Annotated in this window: 12 protein-coding genes; 6 read left to right on the forward strand and 6 right to left on the reverse strand. The window is 67.1% G+C overall.

Annotation, left to right across the window (positions count from 1 at the left end; all coding sequences use genetic code 11):
• The 4 genes from AC04MD_RS03910 to AC04MD_RS03925 all read right to left on the reverse strand — a co-directional run bounded on the left by AC04MD_RS03910 (window position 1) and on the right by AC04MD_RS03925 (window position 6552).
• A complete protein-coding gene (locus tag AC04MD_RS03910) occupies window positions 1–1146 on the reverse strand; it encodes an efflux RND transporter periplasmic adaptor subunit (RefSeq protein ID WP_475496007.1) in 1146 nt (381 codons plus the stop codon).
• Window positions 1147–1489: 343 nt separating this feature from the next.
• Window positions 1490–4657, reverse strand: coding sequence for a multidrug efflux RND transporter permease subunit (locus AC04MD_RS03915; RefSeq protein WP_475496008.1), 3168 nt, complete (start codon window positions 4655–4657; stop codon window positions 1490–1492).
• 12 nt (window positions 4658–4669) lie between these two features.
• On the reverse strand, window positions 4670–5848 hold the full coding sequence (locus tag AC04MD_RS03920; protein WP_475496009.1) for an efflux RND transporter periplasmic adaptor subunit: 1179 nt from the start codon (window positions 5846–5848) through the stop codon (window positions 4670–4672).
• Window positions 5845–6552: a TetR/AcrR family transcriptional regulator gene (locus AC04MD_RS03925; RefSeq protein ID WP_475496010.1), complete on the reverse strand. Its 708-nt coding sequence runs from the start codon at window positions 6550–6552 to the stop codon at window positions 5845–5847. Before AC04MD_RS03925 ends, AC04MD_RS03920 begins: the two co-directional genes overlap by 4 nt.
• Before the next feature lie 366 nt (window positions 6553–6918).
• On the opposite strand from AC04MD_RS03925, the gene AC04MD_RS03930 reads away from it, so the two are divergent.
• The 6 genes from AC04MD_RS03930 to AC04MD_RS03955 all read left to right on the forward strand — a co-directional run bounded on the left by AC04MD_RS03930 (window position 6919) and on the right by AC04MD_RS03955 (window position 15827).
• Window positions 6919–11934 carry an NAD-glutamate dehydrogenase gene (locus AC04MD_RS03930; RefSeq protein ID WP_475496166.1) on the forward strand — a complete coding sequence of 1672 codons (5016 nt, stop codon included), beginning with the start codon at window positions 6919–6921 and terminating at the stop codon, window positions 11932–11934.
• 96 nt (window positions 11935–12030) lie between these two features.
• On the forward strand, window positions 12031–12636 hold the full coding sequence (locus AC04MD_RS03935) for a hypothetical protein (protein WP_475496011.1): 606 nt from the start codon (window positions 12031–12033) through the stop codon (window positions 12634–12636).
• Window positions 12637–12665: 29 nt separating this feature from the next.
• A complete protein-coding gene (locus tag AC04MD_RS03940) occupies window positions 12666–13433 on the forward strand; it encodes an NAD kinase (protein ID WP_475496012.1) in 768 nt (255 codons plus the stop codon).
• A gap of 139 nt (window positions 13434–13572) precedes the next feature.
• Window positions 13573–14043 carry a hypothetical protein gene (locus AC04MD_RS03945; RefSeq protein ID WP_475496013.1) on the forward strand — a complete coding sequence of 157 codons (471 nt, stop codon included), beginning with the start codon at window positions 13573–13575 and terminating at the stop codon, window positions 14041–14043.
• Between the two features lie 47 nt (window positions 14044–14090).
• On the forward strand, window positions 14091–14999 hold the full coding sequence (locus AC04MD_RS03950) for a 5'-nucleotidase (RefSeq protein ID WP_475496014.1): 909 nt from the start codon (window positions 14091–14093) through the stop codon (window positions 14997–14999).
• 93 nt (window positions 15000–15092) lie between these two features.
• Complete coding sequence (locus AC04MD_RS03955) at window positions 15093–15827, forward strand: hypothetical protein (RefSeq protein WP_475496015.1); 735 nt, start codon at window positions 15093–15095, stop codon at window positions 15825–15827.
• 10 nt (window positions 15828–15837) lie between these two features.
• Here the strand turns inward: AC04MD_RS03955 and AC04MD_RS03960 are convergent, their stop codons facing one another.
• Both AC04MD_RS03960 and AC04MD_RS03965 read right to left on the reverse strand, forming a co-directional pair.
• Window positions 15838–16386 (reverse strand): DUF2939 domain-containing protein, encoded by a 549-nt coding sequence (locus AC04MD_RS03960; protein ID WP_475496016.1) that lies wholly within the window; start codon window positions 16384–16386, stop codon window positions 15838–15840.
• 31 nt (window positions 16387–16417) lie between these two features.
• Window positions 16418–17104, reverse strand: a complete 687-nt coding sequence (locus AC04MD_RS03965) for a DUF2461 domain-containing protein (protein ID WP_475496017.1) — start codon at window positions 17102–17104, stop codon at window positions 16418–16420.
• Between the last annotated feature and the right edge of the window lie 46 nt (window positions 17105–17150).

Consider the following 17150-nt stretch of genomic DNA (forward strand, 5'->3'; position numbering starts at 1 on the left):
TCAACGGTTTTCGGGCTTGGGCTGCGCCTCGGTCACCGGCTGCACCTTGTTATTGACCGTCACCTCTGCGTCGTTGCGCAGCTTCAGCAGGCCGCTGGTCGCCACGCGCTCGCCGGGCTTCAGGCCTTCGGTGACGGCGATCAGATCGCCACGGGTAGCGCCGGTCTTGACGAAGCGCTGGCGCACGACCAGCTTCTTGCCGGTCAACGGCTTGCCCTGCATGTCCTTCTCGCCTTCGGCGCGCTGCACTTCCTGGATCACGTACACCGCGTTGCCGTACGGGTTGAAGCTGATCGCCGTCTGCGGCACCACCACGACCTTGCGCGCGTCGCCGGTATCGAAGCCGACGTGGGCAAACGCGCCCGGGCGCAGGTTGTACTCGCCGTTTGCCAGCGTGGCCTGCACCTTGAAGTTGCGCGTGGCCGGGTCGACCTGCGGTTCCACCGCGGTGACTTCGCCCTCGAAGACCTGGCCGGGCAGGGCGTCGACGGTCGCGCGGATCTTCGCGCCCGGCAGCACCTGGCCCACGCGCTGCTCGGGCAGGGTGAAGTCGAGGTAGATCGGGTCCAGCGCCTGCAGGCTGACAATGGCGTCGCCCGGGTTGAGGTACTGGCCCAGGTTGACCTTGCGGATGCCCAGCACGCCGTCGAACGGTGCGCGGATCGTCTTCTGCGCGATCAGGGCGCGCTGCGCCTCGACCTGTGCCAGCGACGTGGCCGCCACGGTGGAGCGTTCTTCGGCTTCGGCCTGCGACACCAGCTTGTCGCGCGCCAGCGCCTGCCAGCGGTCGCGCTGCACGGAGGCGAGCTTGGACGAGGCTTCCAGCGACTTCAGCACCGCCAGTTCGTTCGCGCTGTTGAGCTGCGCCAGCACGGTGCCGGCCTTCACCGGCTTACCGACATCGATCGACAGGCTGCGTACCACGCCGCCAGCTTCGGTGGTGACGTCGGTGCCGTTGATCGCGACGAAGGTGCCGACCGCCTGCTGGGCGTCGATCCATTCCTCCTGCTTGGCGGTCCAGTCGGTCACCGCGGCGGCAGGCTGCGGCATGGTGTCGAAGAAGTCGTTCATGCCCTTGCTCATGATCGCCTTGACGGCGAACACACCACCGAAGATCACGGTGACCGCGATCAGCATGAGGATCATGCGCTTGGTGGTGGAGGGCGTTTTCCGTGCGATAGGGTCTTTCCGTGTCATGGTCGGGAGGTCTTCGATGCGGGGAAGTCGGGAGAGCGACGAGCGGGCAGGGCCGGGCTCGACAGCGTGTCGCGACGGATTATCACGGTTTGAGACGCAGGCTAGAAGTGCGGTCAGGCCCTTGCGTGCCGGCGAAATCGGTGAGCAAACGCGGTGCGTAGGCGGTCATCGTGGCTAGTTACGGGTGAAACCATCGTTACGTTACGATGCGGCGCGATGCAGAAGATGGCCGCAAACGAAAACAGCCCCGGCATCGGCCGGGGCTGTTGAAGGGACAACCGGTGTCGCATGATCAGCGCGAGGCCGGATTCTCCTGTTCCAGCAGGTACTCCTTCGACGGCTCGTCCATCTTGTCGCCCAGCATGCGGCGCACGGCGACGAAGAACACCGGGATCAGCAGCAGGCCGAGGAACGTCGCAAAGAACATGCCGCCGATGACGCCGGTGCCGATGGCGTGGCGGGCGTTGGCGCCGGCGCCGCTCGAGATGGCCATCGGCAGCACGCCCATGATGAAGGCGAACGAGGTCATCAGGATCGGGCGGAAGCGCAGGTGCGCGGCCGAGATCACCGCATCGCGCAGCGTCTTGCCCTGCTTGCGCTCCATCACCGCGAACTCGACGATCAGGATCGCGTTCTTCGCCGCCAGGCCGATGATGGTGATCAGGCCGATCTTGAAGAACAGGTCGTTCGACAGGCCCGGACGCAGCATGGTGAAGAGCACGGCACCCAGGGCGCCCAGCGGCACCACCAGCAGCACCGCGACCGGGATCGACCAGCTTTCGTACAGGGCGGCGAGGCAGAGGAACACCACCACGATCGACAGCACCATCAGCAGCGTGGCGCTGTTGCCGGCCAGGATCTCCTGGTACGACATGCCGCTCCAGTCGTAGCCGAAGCCCTGCGGGAGCTGATCGGTCACGATGGCCTCCATCGTCGCCATGGCCTGGCCGGAGGAACTGCCCGGCGCGGCCGAACCGTTGATGTTCACCGCCGAATAGCCGTTGTAGCGCGACAGCGAGGGCGGCACCGACGACCAGGACGACTGCACCACGTTGGACAGCGGAATCATCGCGCGGCCGCCGCTGGCATCGGTCTGCTGGCTGCTGGGCGAGTAGATCCGCGCCAGCGACTCGGCACCGGTGCGGTACGGCGCGTCGGCGCGCATGTTGACGCGCTTGATGCGGCCTTCGTAGAAGAAGTCGTTGACGTACACCGGCGCCAGCATCAGCTGGATGCCGTTGTAGATGTCGCTGACGGACAGGCCCATTGCCTGCGCCTGCACGCGGTCCACGTGCAGCTGCAGCTGCGGCGCGTTCTCCAGCGTGTTCGGACGCACGCCCATCAGGCTCGGGTCCTGCGATGCGGCACCGAGCAGCTGGTTGCGCGCCGCCATCAGCGCCTCTTCGCCGAGGCCGGCGCGGTCCTGCAGCCACATGTCGAAGCCGCCGAACTGGCCCAAGCCCTGGATGGTCGGCAGGTTCACCACGAAGATCTGCGCGCCCTTGATGCCGAACATCCGCTGGTTGGCCTGCTGGATGAACTCCGGCACGGTCACGTCGCGATCGTCCCAGTTCTTCAGGCGGATGAACGCCATGCCGACGTTCTCGCCCTGTCCCAGGAAGCTGAAGCCGGCGATTTCCATCACGCCGTCGAAGCCGTCCATCTGCTGCAGCGTGCCACGGATCTGGGTGAAGACCTGCTTGGTCTTGGCCAGCGAATTGCCCGGCGGCAGCTGCACGATGGCCAGCGCATAGCCCTGGTCTTCCTCGGGCACGAAGCTGCTCGGCAGTCTGGTGAACAGGAAGCCCGCCAGCACGGTCAGCAGCGCGAACACGATCATCCAGCGTGGCGCGTGGCGCACCGCCGAGCCGATGTGGCCGACGTAGGTCTTCTCGATCTTGCCGTAGTACTTCTCGAACGTGCGGAAGACGATGTTCTTCTTCTCGTGGCTGTCGTGCTCGTGCTGCTTGAGGAACGTTGCGCACAGCGCCGGCGTGAAGCCCAGCGCCAGGAACGCCGAGAAGGCCATCGAGATAGCGATGGTCAGCGCGAACTGCTTGTAGATCTCGCCCGAGGCGCCGCCCTGCAGCGCGGACGGGATGAACACCGCCGCCAGTACCACGGTGATCGCGATGACGGCGCCGGTGATCTGGCCCATCGCCTTGATGGTCGCCTCGCGCGGCGGCAGCTTTTCTTCCGCCATGATGCGTTCGACGTTCTCGATCACCACGATGGCGTCGTCGACCACGATGCCGATGGCCAGCACCAGCGCGAACATGGTCAGCTGGTTGATGGTGAAGCCGATCAGGCTCAGGCCCCAGAACGTGCCCAGCAGGGCGACCGGGATGACCAGCGTCGGGATGATGGTGGCGCGGAAGTTCTGCAGGAACACCAGCATCACCAGGAACACCAGGATCACCGCTTCGATCAGCGTCTTGACCACTTCCTCGATCGAGATCTTGACGAAGGTGGTGGTGTCGTACGGCGAGAACCAGCTGACGCCCTGCGGGAAGCTGGGCTGCAGCTCGTCCATCTTGGCGCGGACGGCGTCGGCCACGTTCAGTGCGTTGGCGCCGGGCAGCAACTGGATGGCGAAGGCGCCGACCGGCTTGCCGTTGAACTGGGTGTCGAAGCCGAAGTTCTGCGCGCCGAACTCGACCCGTGCCACGTCTTTCAGACGCACGGTGGAACCGTCGCTGTTTGCGCGCAGGATGATCTGCTCGAACTGCGCGGGCGAGGTAAAGCGGCCTTCCGCCGACACGGTGGCGGTGAACGCCTGGCCTTCGGGTGCCGGATCGGAGCCGACAGAGCCGGCGGCGAACTGCACGTTCTGGCCGCGCACGGCGGCCAGCACCTCGGTCGCCGACAGGTTGTAGCCCTGCAATTTGCCCGGGTCCAGCCACAGGTTCATGGCGTACTCGGAGCCGAAGTGCTGCGTGCTGCCGACGCCGGGCACGCGCGAGATCTGGTCGAGGATGCGCGAGGCGACGATGTCGTTGAGGCGGTTGCGATCGATGCTGGGGTTGTCCGACTGCAGGCCCACCACCATCAGGAAGCCGGCGTTGGCCTTGGCCACCACCACGCCCTGCGCGGTCACTTCACTGGGCAGGCGTGGCGTGGCCAGCGAGACCTTGTTCTGCACCTGCACCTGGGCGATGTCCGCGTCGGTGCCTGTTTCGAAGGTCAGGGTGATCGAGGCGCGGCCCGACGAACTGGAGCTGGAGCTGAAGTACAGCAGGTTGTCGATGCCGGTGAGCTGCTGCTCGATCACCTGGGTGACCGAGCGCTCGGTGGTCTCGGCGCTGGCGCCGGGATAGGTCGCGCTGACCGTCACCTGCGGAGGCGCGATGGAGGGATAGGACTCGACGCCGAGGTTGAGGATCGCGATCACGCCGGCCAGCGAGATCAGGATCGACACGACCCAGGCGAAGATCGGATGGTTGATGAAGAACTTGGGCATGGGGGGTCCTTCTTACTCGGCCTTGCCTTGCGCCGGCGCGGGCTTGGCCTGCGCGGCCTTGGCGGCGGCCTGTTCGGCCGTGATGCCCTTGGCCGGCGTGCCTTCCTTGACCTTCTGCAGGCCTTCGACGATGACCTGGTCGCCGGCCGCGAGACCGTCGGTGACCAGCCAGTTGGCGCCGATCGCCTGCTGCGTGGTGATGTTCTTGCGCACGACGTTCCCGTCCTTGCCGAGCACCATGGCGAAGGCGCTGACGGTGTCCCGCTGGACCGCGCCCTGCGGAATCAGGAACGCGCCCTTCTGCTCGCCCAGCGTCGCGCGCAGGGTGACGAACGTGCCGGGCAGCAGGGTGCGGTCGGCGTTCGGCACGGTGGCGCGCAGCGAGACGCTGCCCGTCGCCGGGTCGACCACGATGTCGGAGAAGTCGAGCGTGCCGGTCTGGTCGATGGCCTGGCCGTTGGGCAGGATCACCTGCACCGTGCGCTGGCCGTCACCGGCCAGCTGCACCTTGCCGTCGCCCTGCGCCTGGCGCAGGGTCTGCAGTTCGCTCGAACTCATCGAGAAGTTGGCGTACAGCGAATCGATCTGGTCGATGGTCGTCAGCAGCGTGGCATCCCCCTGGCCGACCAGCGCACCCTCGGTGACCTGCTGCTTGCCGGCGCGGCCGGAGATCGGCGCGGTGACCGAGGCATAGCCCAGGTTGATGCGCGCGGTCTCGACGCTGGCGCGGGCCTGCTGCACGGCGGCGGCGGCGCTGCGCTCGGCGGCTTCGGCGTTGTCCAGGTCGGACTTGGACACGAACTTCTGCGGCGCCAGCTGGCGCGCGCGGTCGGCCGATACCTTGGCGTTGGCATACGTGGCCTGCGCCGAGGCGAGGTTGGCCTGCGCGCCGCTCAGCGAGGCCTGCAGCGGGGCCGGATCGATCAGGAACAGGGTCTGGCCTTCCTTGACGTCGCTGCCTTCCTGGTAGACGCGCTTCTGCACCACGCCCGGTACGCGCGCGCGCACATCCGAACTGCGGACGGGCGACAGGCGACCCACCAGGTCGCGCTGCAGCGGTACGTCCTGCGGCGTGGCGCTCATGACCACCACCTCGGGCGGCGGCATCTGCTGCTGTTCGGGCTTGCTGCAGGCCGCGAGGACCGCCAGCAAGGCGCTGGCGAGGACAAGGGAACGGACGGGGGAGGTCATGGGGAAGCTCCGTTTCTTTTTCTTGGAGACGTGGGAGAGGAAAGCGGTGAGCGGATGCGGCGGCCCGCGGGCGTGGCGGGCGGCGAGTCGTCATCGGGGGCGGGAGCGAACGCCCGCAGGAAGGCATCGACGGCGGACTCGGCCCAGCGGCGGCGCGCACGGTCGCCTGCGCGGTGGGCCACGCCGAAACGCTGCCGTTCGAAATCCATTCCCACGATCATGCTGAGCAGCAGCTCCGCGGCGTAGTGCGGATCGTCATGCCTCAGGCGTCCCTGGTCCATCGCATGCTGCAGCCAGGTGGCGAGGCGCCGGACCAGAGTATCGCAGGCCTGCTGGAACAGGTCGCGCGCTTCATCGGGAAATTGGTGCGCTTCGGCTGCGAGCAGGCGGCTGGTCGACACGATGATGGGGTCGTTGAGGTGCCGGAGGTGCTCCATGGCGAAGGCGAGCAGCGCGCCGCGCGGGTCCTCCACGACGGGCGACAGCGGCACGGTGGCCAGGTCCTGGTGCTCCGCGATCACGCTGCGCAGCAGTTCCTGCTTGCTGCCGAAATGCGCGTATAGCGTCTGCTTCGAGCAGCCCGCGCGTGCGGCGACCGTATCCATGCTCATGCGGAAGCCCTGTTCGGACATCAGCTCGCGCACGGCCTGGTGGACGCGCGCGCGACGTTGGTCGGGTGCGGAAGGGGCGGGGGAGGGGCGCATCGCGCTAGACTATACCGTCCAGTTTAGAATTTTGACAGCCTTGAAATCACGGGATTTCCGTGCACAAAGCGGGCGCCAAAACTTGTAAAAACGGCGTGATGGCAATGGGCGCGCCATGCGCAGCCGCATGGTCGAGCGCGCCGTGCATCGTGGCCATGCACACCCCCGTTTCGATGGGCTGCACGCCGTTGCGCTAGACAATCCCTTGCGCGATTGCAAGCCGTGCTTATGACGCCTCGCAGCACGTTTTGTGATGGCGGCGAGGGATACAATGACCATTCGACTACCACTTGTTGAGTCACCTCCTGCATGAACGCTGCGCGCAGCCCGAAAAAAGCCTTGAAACAGACGTCGAAACCGGAAGCCGTGAAGGCCGCCAAGTCGGTGAGCCCGAAGGCGACGCCCACCAAGAAGGTGGCCGCCCGACCGGAGAAGGCGGCAAAGGCCGCAGGAGCGAAGGGCAAGCAGGTTGCGACAACGAATGAAGCGTTCTCGCTGGCGCCGATCCTCGATGCGATCCGCAAGCGCGTCTCCGGCGCCACCGCGCAGGCCGAGGCGCGCACGTTCGCCGACGCGTTCTACAAGCGCATGGAAGAGGACGAGTATCCGCACCACAGCGCGGACGGCTGGGCCGCGATCGCAGCCGATACGCTGGCCTTCGCGCGGACCCGCAAGCCGGGCACCGCCAACGTGCGCATCTTCAACGCCTCGCTGAAGACGCACGGCTGGGAATCGCCGCACACCGTGCTGCAGATCGTCAACGACGACATGCCGTTCCTGGTCGATTCGGTCAGCATGGCGCTGGCCGAAATGGGCGTGGGCGTACACGTGCTGGGCCACCCGCTGGTCCGCTTCACCCGCGACAAGTCCGGCAAGGTCTCCACCGTGGGTGAAGGCAAGCACGAGTCGCTGATGCTGCTGGAAATCGACCGGCTGCCGCCGGACGAGATGGCGCAGGTCGAGAAGCGCATCCGCAGCGTGCTGGATGAAGTGCGCGCCATCGTGCGCGACTGGTCCAGCATGCGCGAGAAGATGCTGGCGCTGGCCGACGACATGGCCACCCGCCGCATGCCGGTGGACGATGACGGTCGCCGCGAGGCGCAGGAATTCCTGCGCTGGGCCGCCGCCGACCACTTCACCTTCTTCGGCTACCGCGAATACCGCGTCGAGAAGAGCACCGGTATCCTCGCCGCCGTCGAAGACAGTGGCCTGGGCCTGCTGCGCGAGGGCGACACCACGCCCCCGCGCAACATCAAGACGCTGGCCGCGCATTACCTGCCGCAGGGCGGCTCGGTCGATGCGCTGATCCTGACGAAGACCAACCGCCGCTCCACCGTGCACCGCCCGGGCAACATGGACTACATCGGCGTGCTGGAGTTCGACGCGCAGGGCAATCCGATCGCCGAGCAGCGTTTCATCGGCCTGTACACCTCCAGCGCCTACAACCGCCGCCCGTGGGAAATCCCGCTGGTGCGCGAGCGCCACGAATACGTCATGCAGAAGTCCGGGCTGTCGCCCAGCGGCCACAGCGGCAAGGCGCTGCGCCACATCCTGGAGACGCTGCCCCGCGAAGAACTGTTCCAGTCCAGCGACGAAGAGCTGTTCCGCACCTCGATGGGCATCCTCGGCCTGCAGGAACGCGTGCGCAGCAAGCTGTTCCTGCGCCGCGACCGCTACGGCCGTTTCTATTCGGCACTGGTCTACATCCCACGCGAGCGCTTCAACACCGACGTGCGCCTGCGCATCGAGTCGCTGCTGAAGGACGCCATGCGTGGCGAATACGTCGACAGCAGCGTACTGCTGGGCGAATCGCCGCTGGCGCAGCTGCACATCACCATCCGTCCCAAGGCCGGCGAGCAGGTCGAGGTCGATACCTCCGCGCTCGAGGGCGACATCGCCCACCTGCTGCGCAACTGGCAGGACGACCTGCGCGAGACCCTGATCGGTCGCCACGGCGAGTCGCAGGGCCTGCTGTTGGCCGGCGGCTATGGCCGTGCGCTGCCGGCGGGCTACATCGAAGTCGTCTCGCCGGAAGGCGCCGCACGCGATGTCGAGCACCTGGCCGCGCTGTCCGGCGTCGACGACCTGCGCCTGAGCCTGCACGAGTCGCGCCGCAAGCGTCCGGGCCAGGGCCGCCTGCGCCTGAACCTGTACAAGCAGGAATCCGACATCCCGCTCTCCGACGCGCTGCCGCTGATGGAGAACATGGGCCTGCGCGTGATCTCCGAGCATCCGTTCCGCCTGGAGACCGCGCAGGGTGCGCGCTACATCCAGGAGTTCGAGGTCGAGCCGGTGGGCGGCGACTTCGATGTCGAGCGCCTGGCGCCGACGTTCGAGGACGCCTTCGCCCGCGTGTGGCGCGGCGACGCGGAGAACGACGGCTTCAACAAGCTCGTGCTCGGTGCCGGCTTGGCCTGGCGCCAGGTCGCGCTGCTGCGCGGCTACTGCAAATACCTGCTGCAGACCGGCGTGCCGTTCTCGCAGAGCTACGTCGAAGAAACCCTCAACCGCTACCCGCTGCTCGCACGTCTGCTGGTGGAACTGTTCGAGGCGCGTTTCGATCCGGCGACCGGCAGCGAGAGCAAGACGCAGATCAAGGAGGGCCAGGAGCGCTTCGCCGCACAGCTGAAGCCGCTGGCCGGCGACGACGAATCCGCCCGCAAGACGCTGGCGGCGCTGGTCGAGGCCCGCGGCGGCAAGCGCGAGCAGCAGGTTGAGGCCGCGCACCAGTCGCTGCTGAAGCTGATGGATCGCGTGTCGAGCCTGGATGAGGACCGCATCCTGCGCGGCTTCATGGGCGCCATCGAAGCCACGCTGCGCACCAGCTTCTACCAGACCGGCAAGGACGGCAGGCCGGCGCACACGATCAGCTTCAAGTTCGACTCGGCCAAGGTGCCCGACCTGCCCAAGCCGCGCCCGTACCGCGAGATCTTCGTCTATGGCCCGCGCGTGGAGGGCGTGCACCTGCGCTTCGGTCCGGTGGCCCGGGGCGGCCTGCGCTGGTCCGACCGCCGCGAAGACTTCCGTACCGAGGTGCTGGGCCTGGTCAAGGCGCAGATGGTGAAGAACACCGTGATCGTGCCGGTCGGCGCGAAGGGCGGCTTCTTCGTGAAGCGTCCGCCGGTCGGCGGCGACCGCGATGCCGTGCTGGCCGAAGGCATCGCCTGCTACAAGCTCTTCATCCAGGGCCTGCTGGACATCACCGACAACATCGTCGGCAACAAGATTGTGCCGCCGGTCGACGTGGTGCGCCACGACCAGGACGATCCGTACCTGGTCGTCGCCGCCGACAAGGGCACGGCGACGTTCTCCGACATCGCCAACGGCCTGGCCATCGCGCACGGCTTCTGGATGGGCGATGCGTTCGCCTCCGGCGGTTCGGTGGGTTACGACCACAAGGGCATGGGTATCACCGCGCGCGGCGCGTGGGAGTCGGTCAAGCGCCATTTCCGCGCGATGAACCGCGACAGCCAGACCGAGGACTTCACCTGCGTCGGCATCGGCGACATGTCCGGTGACGTGTTCGGCAACGGCATGCTGCTGTCCGAGCACATCCGCCTGCTGGCCGCGTTCGACCACCGCCACATCTTCCTGGATCCGAACCCGGATGCGGCCAGGTCGTTCAAGGAACGCGACCGCATGTTCAAGGTGCCGCGCTCCAGCTGGGCCGACTACGACGCCAAGCTGATCTCGAAGGGCGGCGGCATCCATCCGCGCAGCGCCAAGTCCATCGAGATCACCCCGGAAGTGCGCGCCGCGCTCGGCATCGCCGATGGCGTGAAGTCGATGACGCCGAACGAACTGATGAGCGCCATCCTGAAGTCGCCGGTCGACCTGCTGTGGAACGGCGGCATCGGCACCTACGTCAAGGCGGCGAGCGAGACGCATGCCGATGTCGGCGACCGTGCCAACAATGGCCTGCGCGTCGACGGCCGCGACCTGCGCTGCAAGGTGGTGGGCGAGGGCGGCAACCTGGGCCTGACCCAGCTGGGTCGCATCGAGGCGGCCCAGCACGGCGTGCTGCTCAACACCGACTTCATCGACAACTCCGCCGGCGTGGACACCTCCGACCACGAGGTGAACATCAAGATCCTGCTCAACGGCGTGGTGCAGGCGAAGAAGCTGTCGATGGACGCCCGCAACAAGCTGCTGGCGGACATGACCGATGAAGTGGCCGACCTGGTGCTGTGGGACAACTACCGCCAGAACCAGGCCATCAGCCTGATGGAGCGCATGAGCGTCTCGCGCCTGGGTTCCAAGCAGCACTTCATCCAGACGCTGGAATCGCAGGGCCTGCTGGACCGGCAGATCGAGTTCCTGCCGTCGGACGCGGAACTGGCCGAACGCAAGGCGCGCGGCCAAGGCCTGACCCGTCCGGAACTGTCGGTGCTGCTGTCGTACTCCAAGCTGGTCGCGTTCCAGCAGTTGCTGGAATCCGACATCCCCGAGGATCCGTACCTGTCCAAGGAGCTGCAGCGCTACTTCCCGCAGCCGCTGCAGAAGAAATACGCCTCGGAGATGGAGAAGCACCGCCTGAAGCGCGAGATCATCGCCACGGCGGTGACCAACACCACCATCAACCGCATGGGCGCCACCTTCCTGCTGCGCATGCAGGAAGACACCGGCCGCTCGCCGGCGGAAGTGGCCAAGGCCTTCACCATCACCCGCGAGACGCTGGATGCGCGGGCGCTGTGGAACCAGATCGACGCGCTGGACGGCCAGGTGCCGGAGTCGGTGCAGATCGATGCCCTGCAGGTCATCTGGCAGGTACAGCGCAACTTCACCCGCTGGCTGCTGACCCGGCAGGGTCCGATCCCGGCGATCGCCACCGCGGTGGAGCGCTACCACGACGGTTTCAACGAGATCCGTGCCGCCGATGGCGTGCTGCCGGATTCGCTGCGTCCGGCGTACAACGCCAGCCTGCAGGCGTGGAAGGACAAGGGCTTGCCGCCCGCTTTGGCCGGCCAGATCGCGGCGCTGCCGTACCTGGAACCGTCCTGCGACATCATCGAACTGGCGCGCGCGCGCAAGCTCAAGCCGGTCGACGTGTCCAAGGTCCACTACCGCCTGGGCGAGGCCCTGCACCTGCCGTGGCTGCAGGAACAGATCGAGGCCCTGAAGGTCGACGGCCGCTGGCATGCGGTGGCCCGTGGCGTGTTGCGCGACGAGCTCGCCGCGCACCAGCGCACGCTGGCCAACCAGGTACTGTCGCTGCCGGGGGGCAACGCCGACGCCAAGGTCAAAGCGTGGCTGGGCCGCGACGATGCGGGCCTGCGCTTCACGCTGAGCATGCTCAACGAGCTGGCGGCGCAGAAGACGCTGGACTATCCGACGGCATCGGTCGCGGTGCAGCGGTTGGGTCAACTGGCTTCGCAGGGCTGATGCACGGTAACGCGGCCGGTGCACGCCGGCCGCGATTACTGGCTAGAATCGGGGCGACCTGCGGGTCGCCCATTTTCGTTTTTGCGGAGACGCAACATGCGCAAGATCGCGGTATGGCTGTTGTTGTCTTGGGCGCTGTCGGCGGGGGCGGCAGAGCCGCGTCGGCAAGTGGGGCAGGTGGCAGGACAGCCGGTCTATGCCGACCAGATCACCGGTGATAGTCCGCAGGCACGCGCGGACAGCGCGCGTTCGCTGTTCATGGCGCCGACCTTGCGTCGGTGGATACGCGACCATGCCGCGAGTGCGCGCCCGACGGAGTCGGAGAAGCAGCGTGCCGAGGCCGCGATAGCGGCGTACACCGCATGCAGTGGCAACGGCTACGCGCTACCCGAGGATCCCGCACTGAAGGGCGGGGTGCTCAGCATGCTGCTCGGCAACGTCAAGCTGCAGAAGCGCCTGCATGATGAATACGGTGGCGGTCGGCTGCTGTTCCAGCAGGCCGGCGTCGAGGCGTTCGATGCAACGCGCCGGATGCTGGAAACGCGCGAGGCCGAAGGCGGATTCGCCATCACCGATCCGGACATCCGTTCGCTCGCCTACGACTACTGGACCCGTGACCACGGCGCCTTCATGATCACCGACCCTGTCGGGATCGCGAAAGCGCTCGATGTGACGTCATCGATTGCCCGCTGTCCCGCCTGATCGCACGCGCCGCCGACCTGGAGCCACGGATGTCCGACCCGCGCATCGCTTTTCTCGCCAGCCCCACGCCCGAAGCGCAGGAGGCGCTGGCGACCCTGCAGCGCGAACACGGTGCGCATGCGCCCGACCAGGCGGACGTGGTGTGTGCGCTGGGCGGCGATGGCTTCATGCTGCAGACGCTGCATCGGCATGGTGCGCTGGGCAAGCCGGTATTCGGCATGAAACTGGGGACGGTCGGCTTCCTGATGAACCACTACCGGTCCGACGGCCTGGTCGAGCGGATCGCGGCCGCCGAACCGGCGAAGCTGCGTCCGCTGGAGATGCACGCGCTGACCGAATCCGGCACCTCGACGTCGTCGCTGGCGTACAACGAGGTGTCGCTGCTGCGGCAGACGCGGCAGGCGGCGCACCTCTGCATCGACCTCAACGGCCATACGCGGCTGGACGAGCTGATCTGCGACGGCGTGCTGACCGCGACGCCGGCCGGCAGCACGGCCTACAACTTCTCCGCGCACGGCCCGATCCTGCCGCTCGGCTCGCACACCATCGCGCTGACGCCGATCGCGCCGTTCCGTCCGCGCCGCTGGCGCGGCGCCATCCTGAAAGCCGATACGGAGGTGCGTTTCCGCGTGCTGGATCCGTACAAGCGCCCGGTCAGCGCCACGGCGGACTCGCACGAAGTCCGCGACGTGGTCGAGGTGACCATCCGCGAATCACGCGACCGCACGGTCACGCTGCTGTTCGATCGCGAACACAACCTCGAAGAGCGCATCCTCAGCGAACAGTTCATGACCTGAGTCGCACTGTCCCCAGGACACCGCGGTTTCGCCGCGCTGCGGCTTGCCGGGTCACCTCACGCGTGCTATCCAGCGCCCCGTAGCCGTCCGGTTCGCATCCACCCGGGGAGGGGTTTCGATGCAGAAGACATGCGCGGTAATGCTGTTCGCCCTGTTGGCCGTGGCAGACGCCGCCGCCTGCACTCTGTCCACCGGCACCACGCCGTTCGCGGTGACGGCCATGTCGCCTGCGACAGAAGCCGGTGGATTGAAATCGCCCGTGATCGAGGTGGTGAGCCTCACGCGCGGCGTGGACGGACGGGCCTCCTGCGACGCCAGCGGGCTGTTGACGCTCAGCGTCGAATGGCCACGCGGTACGGATTACAAGCTGCGCGACCTCGGATTCGAGTTCCGGGTCGTCGGTGGTGAGGACGCGCTGTCCATTCTCCCATCGCAGCCGATGGCAGGGCGGGTGGACGGGCGCCGGAGCGAATTCGTCTTCCTCTGGAATGACGGACCACCGGCGCAGCAGGCGCGCATCGACCTGCTGGTGGAAGTGCGCGCAGTGACGCCGGACAACCGTCGCGGGCCGCCTGCGCAGCTGCGGATCGCCGCCACCCCCGGGGGGTAGGCGCTGCGGTCTCGCCTCCTGCGCCGGGGATCGCCGATACTGTGCGCATGGCCGACAATACCCCCCGCCTGCTGACGGTCGCCGTCACCTCGCGCGCCCTGTTCGATCTGGAAGAAAGCCATGCGCTGTACGAGCGCGAGGGCGTGCAGGCGTACAGCGATTACCAACGCCACCACGAGGATGATGTGCTGGCGCCCGGCATCGCTTATCCCGTGGTGCGCAAGCTGCTGGCCCTCAATGCCGGCGCGTCCCCGGACGCGCCCCGGGTCGAGGTGATCCTGCTATCGCGCAATTCGGCGGACACCGGCCTGCGCATCTTCAACTCCATCCAGCACTACGGGCTGGGCATCGTGCGCGCCACCTTCACTGCCGGTGAGCCGACATGGCCCTACGTTAAGCCGTTCGGCACCGACCTGTTCCTGTCGGCCAACCCGGACTCGGTGCGGCGCTCGCTGGAGCACGGCATCGCGGCAGCGACCATCCTGCCAGCCGGCGCACCGCAGCTGCGCCACGAGCACCAGCTGCGCATCGCCTTCGATGGCGACGCGGTGATCTTCAGCGACGAGAGCGAACGCATCTCGCGCGAGCAGGGCGTGGAGGCATTCGGCAAGCACGAGCAGGAACGTGCGCGCGAGCCATTGTCCGGCGGCCCGTTCCGCAACTTCCTGTCGGCCCTGCACCAGTTGCAGCAGGTGTTCCCGGCGGACGAGCGCTCGCCGATCCGCACCGCGCTGGTCACCGCGCGGTCGGCGCCGGCGCACGAGCGCGTGATCCGCACGTTGCGCGAATGGGGCGTGCGCCTGGACGAAGCGCTGTTCCTTGGCGGACGCCACAAGGGACCGTTCCTGGAAGCGTTCGGCGCCGACATCTTCTTCGACGACTCGCAGCACAACATCGACAGCGCCCGTCATCACGTCGCCGCCGGTCACGTTCCCCACGGCGTCGCGAATCCGTGATGTCCGTCGCCCTGTCGCTGTCCGGCGCCTGCTGATACCCGCGATTTCTTGAGCACGATCAGCCGCGCAGCGTCGCGCGGGCGGGGGTGCGCCATGTGTCTGGAAGCGCGGGGTGGGCGTCTGCATCTGGTACATCGCAGGCGCGAATGGGGTGGCCAGCGGGTGATGGAGGAGAAGGCCTACGATCTGGGCTTGTCGGCGGCGGCCTGCCGTGTGGTCACGCAGGGCGGCGAGGGGCCGGATTTCTGGGCATACGTCGACGATGGCCGGCATCTGCACTACGCCAGCTACTGGCTGCCCAACAAGATCAGGATGATGCGGGTGCCGCGCACGGATCTCTGCAGCGAGCTGCAGGTGATATCGCCGCATTACGCGCGCATCGGCAGCGCGATCTACTGCCGCGGGGTCCGGATACAGGATGCGGACGCCGACAAGTTCCGCCTGGTGCCGCATACGCGCTTCGCGCAGGACGGCGAGCGCGTATATGCGTTCACGATCACCGAGGGGTTCGACGTGTTGGAGAACGGGGCCTGTCCATTCCATTTTCTCCCGCGTTGCGAGCACTTCGCCGACCGCCGCAGCTTCTATTGGCAAAGCAGCTGGACGAAGCGCATCGAACGGGTCAGCCGCTATGTCCGACTCGATGCCTACGAGAAGAAGAGCGTGCTGCTGGGGGCGCTCTGGCAGGACAGGATGTCGCAGGACGACGCAGAGGAGGCCGCGCGCGCGGCGATCCTCGACGAGGTCCGCACGGTCGACGACCTGTTCCGCTTGCTCCTGCCTCAGGCCGACGCGGACTGGGCCGTGCTGCCGGCCCTGCATGCATGAGGGCGGCGGATCAGGGCTGGAGCGGCAAACGGATGTCGGTCAGGCGCCAGCGCAGGCCCTCGCGGGTGATGACGAAGACAACCGGATCGCCATCGGCGTCGTGCACGGTGGCGGTGAAGCGCGACAGCGATTCGTAGCGGTGCTCGGCCTCCTTCAACGGCTCGGCCGGCACCGCGGGCGCGTACGTGTCGCCGTCGATGGTGTCGCCTACCGCGCGTTTCCACGTCGAGCGTCCCTGCAGGATGGCGGCGATACCCATCGGCGTGACCAGGGTATCCACACCGCGCCCCAGCACCTGGTTGGCGATCGAGAGCGCGGCTGCGCCGAACAGGTTGGACGATACCTCCGGCCCGGCGCGGCGCGCCAGGTAGTCCTCCACCTGTGCGCGCAGGTTGACGCGCAGGGCGGGGAAATCCACGTACCGCTCAAGCTTCGCCGTGTCCTGCTCCGCCAATGCGGTACGGATACCGTGGATGGCGAGATACGGGCCGGCCACCACGTAGGTCGCCAGTCCCAGCACCAGTGCCAGCAGCACACCGCCCACGAGCCATCTCTTCATCAGCGAGCCCTTCATCGGTGAGATCTCCGGGTCAGAATTCCAAATCCAGCGCGGCGCAGAGATAGTCGACGAACGGTCCCAGCGTCTTCAGGTCGCCGGCCAGCGTCTGCCGCAGGCGCGGCCCGGTCATCGTGGCATCGTCCAGTGAGCGCCAGAAGACGAAATTGCGGTGTTTCAGGTCTTCGACGAACTCGAAATCCGCCGGAAAGCCGCGCGGCGGACGGACCAGCTTCTCGCTCTCCTCGAAGTCGAAACGGCGGCGGAATGCCGGATCGTGCGCAGCCTTCTTCCAGCTGCCCGGGTTGTCGAGGATGAACTGGCGGACCCGGCGCTGCGTATCCGGTTCCGGATGCCACAGGCCGGCGCCGACGAAGCATTCGCCCGGCTGCAGGTGCAGGTAGAACGACGGTGCAGGCACCTGCTTGTGGCGCTCGTGGTACAGCCGCGCGCCCTGCCAGGACTTGTAGGGCGACTTGTCGTTGGAGAAGCGTGCGTCGCGGTAGATGCGGAACAGCGAGCCGCCGACGGTCTTCGGGTCGGCGCGGAAATGCAGGCTGACCGCCGCGAGGTCCGGCTGCAGGTCGGTCAGCAGGCGCAGGAACGGCTGGCGTACGTGGTCTTCGTACTGCGCCTTGTGGTCGTTGAACCAGGTCTTGTCGTTGTGGCGCGCCAGCCCGCGCAGGAACTTGAAACTGGCATCGGAGAAATAGGTGGCCATGCCCGCCATTCTAGACAAGCCGGTGTCATGGCACCGACAAGGCTGC

The organism is Pseudoxanthomonas sp. LjRoot206, assembly GCF_056175725.1.

What these genes read in the sequence shown, in the direction of transcription:
- AC04MD_RS03920 (WP_475496009.1), bottom strand. Translation starts at nt 5,848, where the DNA reads ATGACCTCCCCCGTCCGTTCCCTTGTCCTCGCCAGCGCCTTGCTGGCG.
- AC04MD_RS03950 (WP_475496014.1), top strand. Translation starts at nt 14,091, where the DNA reads ATGGCCGACAATACCCCCCGCCTGCTGACGGTCGCCGTCACCTCGCGC.
- AC04MD_RS03940 (WP_475496012.1), top strand. Translation starts at nt 12,666, where the DNA reads ATGTCCGACCCGCGCATCGCTTTTCTCGCCAGCCCCACGCCCGAAGCG.
- AC04MD_RS03965 (WP_475496017.1), bottom strand. Translation starts at nt 17,104, where the DNA reads ATGGCCACCTATTTCTCCGATGCCAGTTTCAAGTTCCTGCGCGGGCTG.
- AC04MD_RS03960 (WP_475496016.1), bottom strand. Translation starts at nt 16,386, where the DNA reads ATGAAGAGATGGCTCGTGGGCGGTGTGCTGCTGGCACTGGTGCTGGGA.
- AC04MD_RS03925 (WP_475496010.1), bottom strand. Translation starts at nt 6,552, where the DNA reads ATGCGCCCCTCCCCCGCCCCTTCCGCACCCGACCAACGTCGCGCGCGC.
- AC04MD_RS03935 (WP_475496011.1), top strand. Translation starts at nt 12,031, where the DNA reads ATGCGCAAGATCGCGGTATGGCTGTTGTTGTCTTGGGCGCTGTCGGCG.
- AC04MD_RS03910 (WP_475496007.1), bottom strand. Translation starts at nt 1,146, where the DNA reads ATGATCCTCATGCTGATCGCGGTCACCGTGATCTTCGGTGGTGTGTTC.
- AC04MD_RS03955 (WP_475496015.1), top strand. Translation starts at nt 15,093, where the DNA reads ATGTGTCTGGAAGCGCGGGGTGGGCGTCTGCATCTGGTACATCGCAGG.
- AC04MD_RS03915 (WP_475496008.1), bottom strand. Translation starts at nt 4,657, where the DNA reads ATGCCCAAGTTCTTCATCAACCATCCGATCTTCGCCTGGGTCGTGTCG.
- AC04MD_RS03945 (WP_475496013.1), top strand. Translation starts at nt 13,573, where the DNA reads ATGCTGTTCGCCCTGTTGGCCGTGGCAGACGCCGCCGCCTGCACTCTG.